Source organism: Campylobacter peloridis LMG 23910, assembly GCF_000816785.1.
GTDB classification, from domain to species: domain Bacteria; phylum Campylobacterota; class Campylobacteria; order Campylobacterales; family Campylobacteraceae; genus Campylobacter_D; species Campylobacter_D peloridis.
Map to the genome: position 1 here is coordinate 1,596,264 of NZ_CP007766.1, position 13,737 is coordinate 1,610,000.

Below are 13,737 nucleotides of genomic sequence, written 5' to 3' on the forward strand. Positions count from 1 at the left end.
AACCTTTATAAAAAATATTTTGTATTTTACTAAAATTTACTTTAAAGGATTGAAAAGATATAAAACTCCTATTTGTAAGCTATAATTTTATTTTTTATTTTAAGGAAACAAATGAATAATAATATTTTAAAATATTTGCTATTTGTAGAATACTTAACGCCTCAAAGTGTAAAAAAAATACCAAACAGCTATGATATAACTACCACACCTTTTAATATTAATGATTGTATTAAAAATAATATTGAAAATATTTATAAAGAATTTAAAGAAAAACATAAAAACATAGAAGAATATAGCCTAGAAATTATTATACAAGGTGCAATTTATGAAAATAAAATTTTATACGAAAAAATCATAGAAAATTTTAACATTTTAGAGAAATCAGAAAACTACAATGAACAAAACCAAGAATATGCTTCTTTTGTTTTAACATTTAATGGAAAATTAAATTTTAAACATCAAGATAACATTATAAAATTTGACGAATTTAATCTAAAAAGTCATAAAAATTTTACACCTATAATAGACGATAAATTTTGCTTTAATAGCGCAAAATTCTATTTATCAACAGCACCATGGATAGCATACAATATTGATAATATAGATTGTTGCTTTACCAATTTAAGTCAAGAAATTGCCAGAGATTTATTTTGGCTACCTAAAAATATTTCTATTGAGGAATTTTACTCTCAAACACTAGAAATTATAAAACATAAATTTCCATTATTTGGAGAGAAGCTTAGAATATCTATTAATTTCATCAAAGACACAAGCGAAAATGTATTTTTAAATAGCTTTTATATACAAGACTTGACTAATATTATAAACAACTATGATAAAAATAAGCTTGCTATGATAGACAAGTATTTAAACAACAATCCAACACATCGTATAGATCTAAATAAAAATTTATTAGATGTTTTAGAAAGTTATATCAATGAACTAGCCCTTAGTTCTTTTGCTAGCAAATTTGCACTAATGTACTCTCAGCAATTTGCAGTAAATAAAATACTCAAAATGCATAAAGAACATAATCAAATTTACTCAATCAATGGCCCTCCAGGAACTGGCAAAACAACGCTTATAAAAGATATTATAGCAGGTATTATTACTCAAAGAGCTATAGAGATTTCCAAGCTTAATTGTAATGAGATTTTAAAAAAAGAAGGTGAAATATACAAACTAAATAAAAAACTACAAGGTTATGAAATCATACTAGCTTCAAGCAACAATAAAGCAGTAGAAAACATAAGTAAAGAAATTCCTAATAACAATAGTATTAATAATGATTATATTGAAAAACTTGACTATTTTAGTGAAATAGCCACTAACTATTTAAATTTTCCAACTAATTCTACAAAAAATAAAGCCAAAGCTTGGGGGTTAATCTGTGGTATACTAGGTAACAAATCTAATAAAAATTCTTTTATAAATTATGCCTTAAAAGATTTCAAAACAAAAGAAGGTGAGTTTATTGGTCTTATAAACTATATAAACAATAATAAATTCACTAAAGAAAATTTTGATAAAGCCAAATATGAATTTAACGAAGCATTGTACAAGGTAAGGAAGTTATTAAATAATAATAATAAAAAATATAAAAATATAATTCATGAAATTAAAACTTTTTACAAACTAAAACAAAGAAAAAATTTGTTTTATAATATCATCTATTTATATAAAGTATTAAGATATAAAATCATAGGAAAAGATTATAAAAAAGATATAGAAAAAAATATTGCATTAATTAATGAAATATTTTATTTAAACGATACGGAAAACAGAGAAAAGTCTTCTTTTTTTATGATAGAAAATGGTATAAAAACTGAACTTTTTGAAGCACGAAACAACTTATTTATCAAAGCGCTGAATCTACATAAAGCTGCTATATTATGTAATAATGATAAATTTAAACATAATTTAGAAAAATTTAGCAGTATCTTAGAAAACAACGACTTCAAAAAACTCTCAAGGAATAATATTCTTGAGATATGGAAAAGTTTATTTTTTGTTATACCATCAGTTAGCTCCACTTACGCATCTTTTAGCACATGTTTTAAAGACATAGAGCACAATGAATTTGGATATTTAATTAGTGATGAATCAGGACAAAGCACTATAACAAGTGCTATTGGTGCCATATATAGAGTGAAAAAAGCTATTATAATAGGAGATCCACTTCAACTTGAACCCATAATAAATATTCCAAACAATATAAATAATTTTCTTATGAGCAAATTTAATATAAATCAAAATTTCAATATAAAAGAGGTATCTTTACAAACTAGATGCGATTTTTTTCAAAAATATGGCATAAATATCGCTGAAAAAATATGGGTAGGATCTCCGCTACGGGTGCATAATCGTTGCAATATGCCTATATTTAAACTATCAAATCAAATAGCTTATGACAACATGATGATATATGGAAAACAAAAAGAAAACACTCCAGAGTTAGAAAACACTTGGTATAACATAAAAGAGGAAGAGTTTAATGGTAATTGTAATGAAAAAGAAATAGAATATTTAAACACACTTTTAGATGAAATTACACTCAATTATAATAATATAAAAATTGGAATTATAACCCCTTTTATAGATATCAAACAAAAACTTCAAAATATACATAAAAAATATAAAATTTTAGATTACGATAAAATTGGCACTATACATACAATGCAAGGAAAAGAAGTAGATGTGATTATACTTATTTTAGGCGGAAGTAGTGATGGTGCAAGAAATTGGGTAGCAGCTAAACCAAATTTAATCAATGTTGCATTAACTCGAGCAAAAATAGCTATTTTTATAATAGGAAACAAAGAAAAATACATTAAACTTAAGCATTTTGAATATCTTAAAGATATACATACTATCATACCTTAAATCATACACAAACATAATATTGCTAGCTAAATACTCTAAGCTAGCTTTTTATTAAATAAACTATAAAAATCTCTCAACACAATCCATAAAAAATAAAGAATAAAAATAAATTAAAAACTAAAAAAGAATATAATTAAATAAAAAAAATAAAATAATAAAACCTAAAAATCATCCCAACTAAAAAATAAAAAACCAAATTTAGCAAATTTATTATAAGTATTTTAAAACCGAAAAATTAAAACAACCAGAAGAAATAAAATAATAAAACTAAAAAAATAAAAAACAGAATAAATTAAAAACCATAAAAATTTAAAAAAATAAAACAATCAATTAAAAAATAAACTAATTTAAAAGTTAAACCAATAAATAACTAAATAATTTTAATAACTAACAATAAAAATAAACATAGGATTATATATAAAGTAAGAATAATAAGAATTAACAAGTCCGCAATGAGCTACTTTCCCCCTGCCAGTAAGGCGTAGTATCATCACCCACGATGTGCTTAGCTTCTTGGTTCGGGATGGGACAAGGCGTCTCCACATCTGTATAATCACGGACATTGTTATTTAAATATTCTTTATTAAGAATACTTAAAAAACAATGTTAAGAGCAAGTTTAAAAAACTTTTTTACCTTTTAAGATTTTAAAAACCTTAACAAGGAAGTGATGCTTATAAAAAAAGATAAGCCAAACGCTCTATTAGTACTGGTCAGCTAAAAGACTTTCATCCATTACACACCCAGCCTATCAAACTAGTAGTCTTCTAGAGAGCTTAGAGAAGATTCATCTTAGAGTTGGCTTCACGCTTAGATGCTTTCAGCGTTTATCCTTTCCAAACTTAGCTACGCTGCGATGCTCTTGGCAGAACAACAGCTACACCAGTGGTTTGTTCAACCCGGTCCTCTCGTACTAGGGTCAAATCTCTTCAATCTTCTTACGCCCACGGCAGATAGGGACCGAACTGTCTCACGACGTTCTGAACCCAGCTCGCGTACCGCTTTAAATGGCGAACAGCCATACCCTTGGGACCTGCTCCAGCCCCAGGATGCGATGAGCCGACATCGAGGTGCCAAACCTCCCCGTCGATGTGAGCTCTTGGGGGAGATCAGCCTGTTATCCCCGGGGTACCTTTTATCCTTTGAGCGATGGCCCTTCCACACAGAACCACCGGATCACTAAGACCGACTTTCGTCTCTGCTTGACTTGTATGTCTTGCAGTTAAGCTGGCTTATACCTTTATACTCTACGAACGATTTCCAACCGTTCTGAGCCAACCTTTGTAAGCCTCCGTTATTATTTGGGAGGCGACCGCCCCAGTCAAACTACCCACCAGACATTGTCCTACTTGAGGATAACTCAAGCTAGTTAGCTACCCAAATAAGAAAGAGTGGTATCTCAACAATGGCTCATAATAAACTGGCGTCTATTACTCAAAGCCTCCCACCTATCCTGCACATTCTTATCCAAATAGCAGTGTCAAGCTGTAGTAAAGGTCCACGGGGTCTTTCCGTCTTGCCGCGGGTAGGAGGAATTTTCACCTCCACTACAATTTCACTGGATCCCTCTTTGAGACAGCTCCCATCTCGTTACGCCATTCATGCAGGTCGGTATTTAACCGACAAGGAATTTCGCTACCTTAGGACCGTTATAGTTACGGCCGCCGTTTACTCGGGCTTCGATCAAGAGCTTCGCTAATGCTAACCCCATCAATTAACCTTCGAGCACCGGGCAGGCGTCACACCCTATACATCCTCTTACGAGTTAGCAGAGTGCTGTGTTTTTGGTAAACAGTCGGGAGGGACTCTTTGTTGTAAGTTTCTTTGCTTTCGAAGTAAATTCTAATACAAAGCGAACCACACCTTATACCGAAGATACGGTGCTATTTTGCAGAGTTCCTTAAAGAGAGTTCTTCCACGCGCCTTAGAATACTCATCCCACCCACCTGTGTCGGTTTACGGTACGGGCAACATTAGCTAAACTTAGAAACTTTTCTTGGCTCGACGGCATCAGCAATTCTCCTATCCATCCGAAGACTTCAAAGAGCCTTTAAGATCTCGGAGTATTCTTATACGGATTTGCCTATATAAGCTCCTACATCCTTAGACTAGCACTTCCATCCGCTAGCTTGCTTAGCCCTAAGCGTCCTTCCATCGCACACTAATGTTGGTATTGGAATATTAACCAATTTGCCATCACCTACCCCTTTCGGACTCGGCTTAGGACCCGACTAACCCTACGATGACGAGCATCGCGTAGGAAACCTTGGGTTTACGGCGTTAATGATTCTCACATTAATTATCGCTACTCATGCCTGCATGCTCACTTCTATTCGCTCCAGCACTCCTTACCGGTATACCTTCGACGCAAATAGAACGCTCTCCTACCACTTAGTAAAACTAAGTCTATAGCTTCGGTGCTTACTTTAGCCCCGTTATATTTTCCGCGCAAAATCACTAGACCAGTGAGCTATTACGCTTTCTTTAAAGGATGGCTGCTTCTAAGCCAACCTCCTGGTTGTTTAAGTAACTTCACATCGTTTTCCACTTAAGTAAGACTTGGGGACCTTAGCTGATAGTCTGGGTTGTTTCCCTCTTGACGACGGATTTTATCACTCGCCGCCTGACTGCTGTGATTACATATAAGGTATTCGGAGTTTGATAGGGTTTGGTACATTGGTGTATGCCCTAGCCCATTCAGTGCTCTACCCCCTTATATTACGACACAACGCTATACCTAAATATATTTCGGAGAGAACCAGCTATCACGAAGTTTGATTGGCCTTTCACCCCTATCCACAAGTCATCCCATAGCTTTTCAACGCTAGCGGGTTCAGTCCTCCACTAGTTCTTACACTAGCTTCAACTTGCTCATGGATAGATCACTTCGTTTCGGGTCTGCAGCATCTGACTTAAGCGCCCTATTCAGACTCGCTTTCGCTACGGCTTCGCGTGTGCTTAACCTTGCCAGACACCACAACTCGCAGGCTCATTATGCAAAAGGCAGTCCATCACCCTGTATTGCTACATAGGGCTCTGAATGATTGTAAGCAAATGGTTTCAGGTTCTATTTCACTCTGATCACCTCAGTTCTTTTCACCTTTCCCTCACGGTACTTGTGCACTATCGATCTGGTATTAGTATTTAGGGTTGGATCGTGGTCGACCCAGCTTCAGACAAAATTCCACGTGTTTCGCCCTACTCAGGATACTGCTAGCTAAAGTTTGGTTTTCGTATACGGGACTATCACCCTCTATGGCTACACTTTCCAGAGTGTTCTACTAACCTTACTTATTGCACATTGCAGTCCTACAACCCCCAGTGCAAGCACTGGGTTTGCCCTCTTACGCTTTCGCTCGCCGCTACTGACGCAATCTCTATTGATTTCTTTTCCTGTAGGTACTAAGATGTTTCAATTCCCTACGTTCGCTCCATTATGGTAGTATATATCTCTATATACTGGGTTGCCCCATTCGGAAATCTACGGATCAAAGCTTCTTGACAGCTCCCCGTAGCTTATCGCAGTCTAGTACGTCCTTCATCGCCTTTACCAGTCAAGGCATCCACCATTCGCTCTTAGTAGCTTACCTTTTTTACCTTTTATTCTAAAACGCATCACTTCCTTGTTAAAGTTTTTAATGATAAGACTTTACTATCTTAAGACGGAAAGCATTTAAACACTTAAGGCAAACTAAAATATTAGTTTTATTAAGTCGTGAGTTTAAAACTTATCTTCAACTAGAGGTTAAAGAAAAGATAGTTAGGTTTTATCCTTTAACAAGTCCTGTAAAATTGTTTTTATTAAACTTGCTTGTGACTCTTAACAATGATAATTTAAATAACATTAAATAAAGCAATAAAATCTATAAAGTATAAGTTTTATAAAAGCATATGAAAAAACTTTTACAAATCTTGTTTTAAATTAATCAATTTTATTATTTTATTTAGCTTAGGTCTTAAAACCTAAAGCAAGTATATATAAAGAGTTTAAATAATTTAAAAATATAAATAAAGTAGTAAGTCTTTAATTTATATGTTTTTATATACTTGCTTTAAGTTTTAAAACTTATAAATGCTTATATGTTTTTCAAATCTTTTTTACATGGTGGGCCTAACAAGACTTGAACTTGTGACCTCACCCTTATCAGGGGTGCACTCTAACCAGCTGAGCTATAGGCCCTTTATGGTGGAGAATAGCGGGATCGAACCGCTGACCTCCTGCGTGCAAAGCAGGCGCTCTCCCAGCTGAGCTAATTCCCCAAAAACTAGCTTTTTGTCAATCTTTGAAATCTAAACAAGGATGATTGAATTTATAACTTTAAGTTGTGAGACTTAAAGTTTGTACTCTAGAAAGGAGGTGATCCAACCGCAGGTTCTCCTACGGTTACCTTGTTACGACTTCACCCCAGTCGCTGATTCCACTGTGGGGGATAACTAGTTTAGTATTTCCACTTCGAGTGAAATCAACTCCCATGGTGTGACGGGCGGTGAGTACAAGACCCGGGAACGTATTCACCGTAGCATGGCTGATCTACGATTACTAGCGATTCCGGCTTCATGCTCTCGAGTTGCAGAGAACAATCCGAACTGGGACATATTTTATAGATTTGCTCCATCTTGCGATATTGCGTCTCATTGTATATGCCATTGTAGCACGTGTGTCGCCCTGGGCATAAGGGCCATGATGACTTGACGTCGTCCACACCTTCCTCCTCCTTACGAAGGCAGTCTATTTAGAGTGCTCACCCGAAGTGTTAGCAACTAAATACGTGGGTTGCGCTCGTTGCGGGACTTAACCCAACATCTCACGACACGAGCTGACGACAGCCGTGCAGCACCTGTCTCTAAGTTCTAGCAAGCTAGCACCCTCATATCTCTATAAGGTTCTTAGGATATCAAGCCCAGGTAAGGTTCTTCGCGTATCTTCGAATTAAACCACATGCTCCACCGCTTGTGCGGGTCCCCGTCTATTCCTTTGAGTTTTAATCTTGCGACCGTACTCCCCAGGCGGTATGCTTAATGCGTTAGCTGCATTACTGAGATGACTAGCACCCCAACAACTAGCATACATCGTTTAGGGCGTGGACTACCAGGGTATCTAATCCTGTTTGCTCCCCACGCTTTCGCGCCTTAGCGTCAGTTGAGTTCCAGCAGATCGCCTTCGCAATGGGTATTCTTGGTGATATCTACGGATTTTACCCCTACACCACCAATTCCATCTGCCTCTCCCTCACTCTAGATTACCAGTTTCCCAAGCAGTTTAATGGTTAAGCCATTAGATTTCACAAGAGACTTGATAATCCGCCTACGCGCCCTTTACGCCCAGTGATTCCGAGTAACGCTTGCACCCTCCGTATTACCGCGGCTGCTGGCACGGAGTTAGCCGGTGCTTATTCCTTAGGTACCGTCAGAATTCTTCCCTAAGAAAAGGAGTTTACGCTCCGAAAAGTGTCATCCTCCACGCGGCGTTGCTGCGTCAGGGTTTCCCCCATTGCGCAATATTCCCTACTGCTGCCTCCCGTAGGAGTCTGGACCGTGTCTCAGTTCCAGTGTGACTGATCATCCTCTCAGACCAGTTAAGCGTCATAGCCTTGGTGAGCCATTACCTCACCAACTAGCTGATACTATATAGTCTCATCCTACACCGAAAAACTTTCCCTACTTAACTTGTGTTAAGCAGGAGTATAGAGTATTAGCAGCCATTTCTAGCTGTTGTCCTCTTGTGTAGGGCAGATTAACTATACCTTACTCACCCGTGCGCCACTAATCCACAACTAGCAAGCTAGTTGCTTCATCGTTCGACTTGCATGTATTAGGCACGCCGCCAGCGTTCACTCTGAGCCAGGATCAAACTCTCCATAATAATTAAAAATTATATTGATTGAAAAGTTTAATCTTTTTCATCAAAGAAAAAAGTTTATATTTGTTTTTATAGTTAAAGACAATTAAGCTTTAACTATCTGGCTCAATCGATCACTTATTTAGATTTCAAAGATTGACTAATAAGATTTGATTAACAATATTAATATTTTAAAGAACATAAAAAATTAAAACAAAAAGTTTTATTTTTAATTTCCTTTCAATAAAAAAGGAAATGAAATTATAGCTATATAAGCTTAAAGTATTATTAATATTCTTTTATATTCTTTTATATTCTTTTATATTCTTTTATATTCTTTTATATTCTTTTATGTTTTTGTATGTTTTTATATTAAGCAAAGATTGTATTAGAATTAATTGGGTTAGTTGATAGTTTTTGTATTTATTTTAATAAATTAATAAGAAAAACACTTTGTATAATCTACACTGCTAAATTAGCAGTGTAGAGTTTTAATAACTTTCTACCACGCAAGGATTCATAGTTTTAAAATTATCACTTACTATACAAGTTCTAGCTCTTTGAGTTAGTGCTGCTTCGTCTATCTCTTGGGTTTCTTCTTCTTCGTATTTAAAAGTAGGTGTTTGTTTTTGTGAGCTAGCTATTTGGCGTGATAGTTTTTGATAATCATCATTTTCAATACCACTAGAATTGTTTAATTTTTCTAAATTAGGTATTGTTAAAGCTATATTATCAAATTTACCTATTATGTTAAATTGTTGATTTGATTTATCGCTAGCTTGTTTTTGCCAAGTTTCTAGTTTTATTTGATTATTAGCTATAGTAGTGGCTAATTCTCCACTAAGATTGCTTAATCTATCTACTTCAGCTTTTAAAGAAGCTAAAGTTGCTTCATTTTTTATACTTGGATTTTCATTGATTTTTTTAACATAATCATTATATTTAGTTATGGCTATTTTAAGTTGTTCTTGGCTTAATTTTAAACTAGCTAAAGCTTGATTAGAATTAATCAATAAATTTTTTAAATCATTTTCAAGAAAATTAGATAAATCATTTTTATTTTTTATAACTTTATTTGTATTTGCTAGTAAGGTATTTTTTAAATTCAAGGCTTCTGCATCAAATTTATCTTTTGAAGCAGTGCTTAAACCATTTTTTTCATAAGCTAAAAGAAAATCTAAACTTTGAACTACTTCTAAAGCTTTTGTTTTATCGCCACTTAAAAAGTATTTAGCTACAAATTCAACCTTTTGGTTTTCACTCATATTAGAATAATTTGCTTTATCTTTAAGCATATCTAGCAAATTTACTAAATAAAGATTATAGATTTTTTTATCTGTATTGCTATTATACAAATCAGTAATGATTTTATCTACTATATCTTTATATAAATCATCACTTGCTAAGATAACATCATTATCGCTTGGTTTATTTGGGATAGTTGGTTTTTCTATAGTGTTTGCTTTAGATAAAAAGTCTTTATATACACTTTCTTGGGTTTTATCTGCGTAAGTGTGAATTTGAATTTTATCATTAGTGCTTCCCCAATAGTTTTTGTCAGCTGTTGCATTAGCTAAATCTTTTTCATGATGGTAGATGTGGATGTTGTTGAAAGTATATGTTGCTTTATCGTTTAATGCGCCAAAAAATTTACCAGATAAGCCAGTTTCGTTGATTATTTTTATATTAGGATTAAAAAATATAAAAATATTTTCAAATTTTGTATCACCTTCCATTAAATACCCAATAAAACCTCCAGCAGTAGCATGAAGAAAATCATTCTTTTTTGCCTCGTTAAAAATATTTCCTATATTTTTTAAATAAATATTTGAAAAATCAACTTTGGATACTCGTGCAATAAAAGCACCTACATGACTATTTTCTTCATAGCCATTGTAAGCAATCCTATTTATATTTCCTATTTTTTCTAAAGAGATATTGCAAATTTTTACTATTCCAGCGTATCCAGCAAAACCACCTGTAGAATCTACATTATTAACACTAATATCTCCTATATTATTTAATGATATATTTGAATATATTCCATCTTGGAGATAACCAGCAAAACCGCCCATAAAAGTTACATTATTAACACTAATATCTCCTATATTATTTAATGATATATTTGAATGTATTCCATCTTGAAGAGAACCAGCAAAACCACCTATAAAACTTCCACCAGTAAAACTAAAATATCCCATATTACTTAAAGAAATATTTAATAAAGCTCCAGCGTATGAAAGACCAACAAAACCACCTAGATAGCCGACACTTTTTGCTTTAATACCTCCACCCATATAATCTACATTAACATTTTTTATAGTCGAAGTAATTGCACCAAAAATACCTACATGGCTAGGATTATATTTTAATTTTGTCGTATCTATATTTATATTTTTAAGTGTATAACCTTGTCCATCAAATGTTTTAGTAAAATAATTGCCATTAATTATCATACTAGTAAATTCATTATCTTGTTTTATACCATCTCCGTTTAAATCTACCCAGTAATTTGCATAATTTTGTCCAGTGCATACTCCATTTTTACAATTAGCTTGAAAGTCTATATCATTAATTAGTCTATATTCATTTGCAATGGTTCTAAAATCATTGTTGTATTCATTCCAACCTTTAGCAAAATGCCACCAGTCTACATCAGAACCTATACCTACATATTTCATATTAGAAAAATTCGTATTATTATGATTTATTCCATTGTAGTTTTTTACTATAAAATCAAAATCTTTAAAAGATGATGGATTATAGTAATATCCAGTAGCATTTAGATAAAGAGAACCTTTATCTTTGGCTGTTATGTATAATTTTCCTATATCTTTAAAAGTAGCTATATCAGCATAAATTTCATTACCAACTAAATGTATATTTGCTTTTTTACCCTCATCTATAGCTTTTATTTGGTTAAAAGTTTTATCTTTTGTATTTAAGTATCCTTGTATTAAAACCTTATTACCTATAAGCAATACATCGTTTGCATTGATATTACCCATATTGATTACATTACCACCTTTAGGGTTGGGTTTAAACACAGGAGAAAAAGAAGCACCTTGTTCAAAGGTTTTCATATTAGCAAATTTATTCATATCATCATTACTCATCGATGAAGTAGAAGCTACAAAGCGATTAGCATTGATATTGCCTGTTTTAGTAATGATTACTCCATTAGGATTGATTAAAAATACATTATTACCACTTGCATTTAATATACCTGCTATGGTAGATTTATTTGTTCCATGAGCTATGTTTAAGTAGTTTTTACTATTACCACCAAAATTTACACTTTCACCTTTATTTATATTAAAACCACCACCCCATTGGATAACAGAATTAACTTTATTACCATGTATATGCATATTATTACCACTAACATTTATAGTTCCACTTGTGCCATGAGTAAATTTACCACCACTTGGTAAGGCAAATGCAGGTGAAAAAAGTAATGAAGCAACTATACTTGAAAGTAAGATGTGATTAGTTAGTTTTTTAGAAGGAGTTAAATCAAAATTATTCGATCCCCCCCCCCGTGGAGAAAATACTGCCATAATAAATCCTTTATTTGAAAAAATTTATGTATGTTAATATTATATTTATAAAAAAATACTTAAGTTAATGAAAAAAATGATTTTAAACAAGTGGTGCGGATGAAAGGACTTGAACCTTCACGCATTGCTGCACCAGATCCTAAGTCTGGCGTGTCTGCCAATTTCACCACATCCGCTAAAGTGGTACGCTCAAGAGGATTCGAACCTCTGACCTACGGCTTAGAAGGCCGTTGCTCTATCCAGCTGAGCTATGAGCGCATAAAAATAAGTATAAATCAGGCTTTTGGTGCGCCCGATAGGAATCGAACCCATAACCTACAGATCCGAAGTCTGTTGCTCTATCCAGTTGAGCTACGAGCGCTGATGGGGTGAGTGATGGGAATCGAACCCACGACCCTCAGGACCACAATCTGATGCTCTAACCGACTGAGCTACACTCACCATTTATATAAATGGTCGGGGTGAAAGGATTCGAACCTTCGGCCCCTTGGTCCCAAACCAAGTGCGCTAACCAGACTGCGCTACACCCCGAAAAAGAAAAAATAAAGCGTTATTTTACATAAAAAAACATCAAAAGTCAAGATTTTATCTATAACATCTAATGCTTTTGTTATCTTTTTTTAAAGCATATTAAGCTTAAAAAGCGATATTTTTATCTTTAAATCATCTTAGTATAAAAATAAAATAATACTTAGTATTAAAATACCAAGTATTACTTAGAATGATTTTTCTCCGAGATGATATTTAAAATTTGCACGATTAAAGAAAAAGCCATAGCGATATAAATATATGCTTTATTAATATGTATATCAAAGCTTTCACATACTAAAACAACCCCTATCATCACTAAAAATGCTAAGGCTAAAATTTTAATGCTTGGGTATTTTTCTACAAAATCTGCAATCGCTTTAGAAGCAAAAAGCATTACTAACACAGCAATAACAACTGCAATAATCATAATCTCAACTTCATTTGCAATGCCAACAGCTGTTATAACACTATCTAGTGAAAATACTATGTCTATAATAGCTATTTCAGCAACAACTACCCAAAGTTTATTGCTAAGTTTTAGGTTGTTTTGATCGTGTTCTTCGTGTGTGATACTTTCTTTGATTTCTTTGATGGATTTAATGATTAAAAACAAACCCCCTAGCAAAAGCACCAAATCCCTTCCTGAAATTTCATTACCCAAAATGCTAAACAAAGGCGTAACAAGCTTCATAACCCAAAAGAGTGAAAGCAATAATAAAATCCTAGTAAGCATTGCAAAAGCAAGGCCTAAAATTCTACCTTTATCTCTATGTTCAGGCGGTAATTTGCTAACTAAAATGGCTAAAAAGATAATATTATCAATCCCCAAAACAATCTCTAAAGCCGTTAAGGTAAATAATACTATCCAAGCATCAACACTAAAAATCCATTCAAACATTTAATTTCCTTTAAACAAAAGCGTAAT

General features: G+C 33.5%; 3 protein-coding genes, 7 tRNA genes and 3 rRNA genes. 1 reads left to right on the forward strand and 12 read right to left on the reverse strand.

Translation table 11 applies throughout. The features are described 5' to 3' along the window. Positions 1-111: 111 nt before the first annotated feature. Positions 112-2,883, forward strand: coding sequence for a DEAD/DEAH box helicase (locus CPEL_RS07830; RefSeq protein WP_044599366.1), 2,772 nt, complete (start codon positions 112-114; stop codon positions 2,881-2,883). 444 nt (positions 2,884-3,327) lie between these two features. Here CPEL_RS07830 and rrf read toward each other — a convergent pair. From rrf to CPEL_RS07890, 12 genes are all read right to left on the reverse strand, one after another. Next, positions 3,328-3,444, reverse strand: a 5S ribosomal RNA gene (gene rrf / locus CPEL_RS07835). A 120-nt stretch (positions 3,445-3,564) separates the two neighbouring features. Continuing rightward, a 23S ribosomal RNA gene (locus CPEL_RS07840) occupies positions 3,565-6,472 on the reverse strand. Between the two features lie 513 nt (positions 6,473-6,985). After that, positions 6,986-7,062, reverse strand: a tRNA-Ile gene (locus tag CPEL_RS07845). A gap of 4 nt (positions 7,063-7,066) precedes the next feature. Next, a tRNA-Ala gene (locus CPEL_RS07850) sits at positions 7,067-7,142 on the reverse strand. A 90-nt stretch (positions 7,143-7,232) separates the two neighbouring features. Then, a 16S ribosomal RNA gene (locus CPEL_RS07855) occupies positions 7,233-8,745 on the reverse strand. The 16S, 23S and 5S rRNA genes sit together here with 2 tRNA genes alongside, the layout of an rRNA operon. A 467-nt stretch (positions 8,746-9,212) precedes the next feature. Then, the gene (locus CPEL_RS08810) at positions 9,213-12,281 is read right to left on the reverse strand and encodes a two-partner secretion domain-containing protein (protein WP_049984608.1); all 3,069 of its coding nucleotides are present in this window, start codon (positions 12,279-12,281) and stop codon (positions 9,213-9,215) included. Between the two features lie 91 nt (positions 12,282-12,372). Beyond that, positions 12,373-12,457: transfer RNA gene (locus CPEL_RS07865), tRNA-Leu, on the reverse strand. A 5-nt stretch (positions 12,458-12,462) separates the two neighbouring features. Next, positions 12,463-12,539: transfer RNA gene (locus tag CPEL_RS07870), tRNA-Arg, on the reverse strand. A 26-nt stretch (positions 12,540-12,565) separates the two neighbouring features. Further along, positions 12,566-12,642 (reverse strand) — tRNA-Arg (locus CPEL_RS07875). Between the two features lie 3 nt (positions 12,643-12,645). Further along, a tRNA-His gene (locus CPEL_RS07880) sits at positions 12,646-12,722 on the reverse strand. Positions 12,723-12,734: 12 nt separating this feature from the next. Then, positions 12,735-12,812 (reverse strand) — tRNA-Pro (locus tag CPEL_RS07885). Between the two features lie 181 nt (positions 12,813-12,993). Then, positions 12,994-13,710 carry a TerC family protein gene (locus tag CPEL_RS07890; RefSeq protein ID WP_044599367.1) on the reverse strand — a complete coding sequence of 239 codons (717 nt, stop codon included), beginning with the start codon at positions 13,708-13,710 and terminating at the stop codon, positions 12,994-12,996. Between the last annotated feature and the right edge of the window lie 27 nt (positions 13,711-13,737).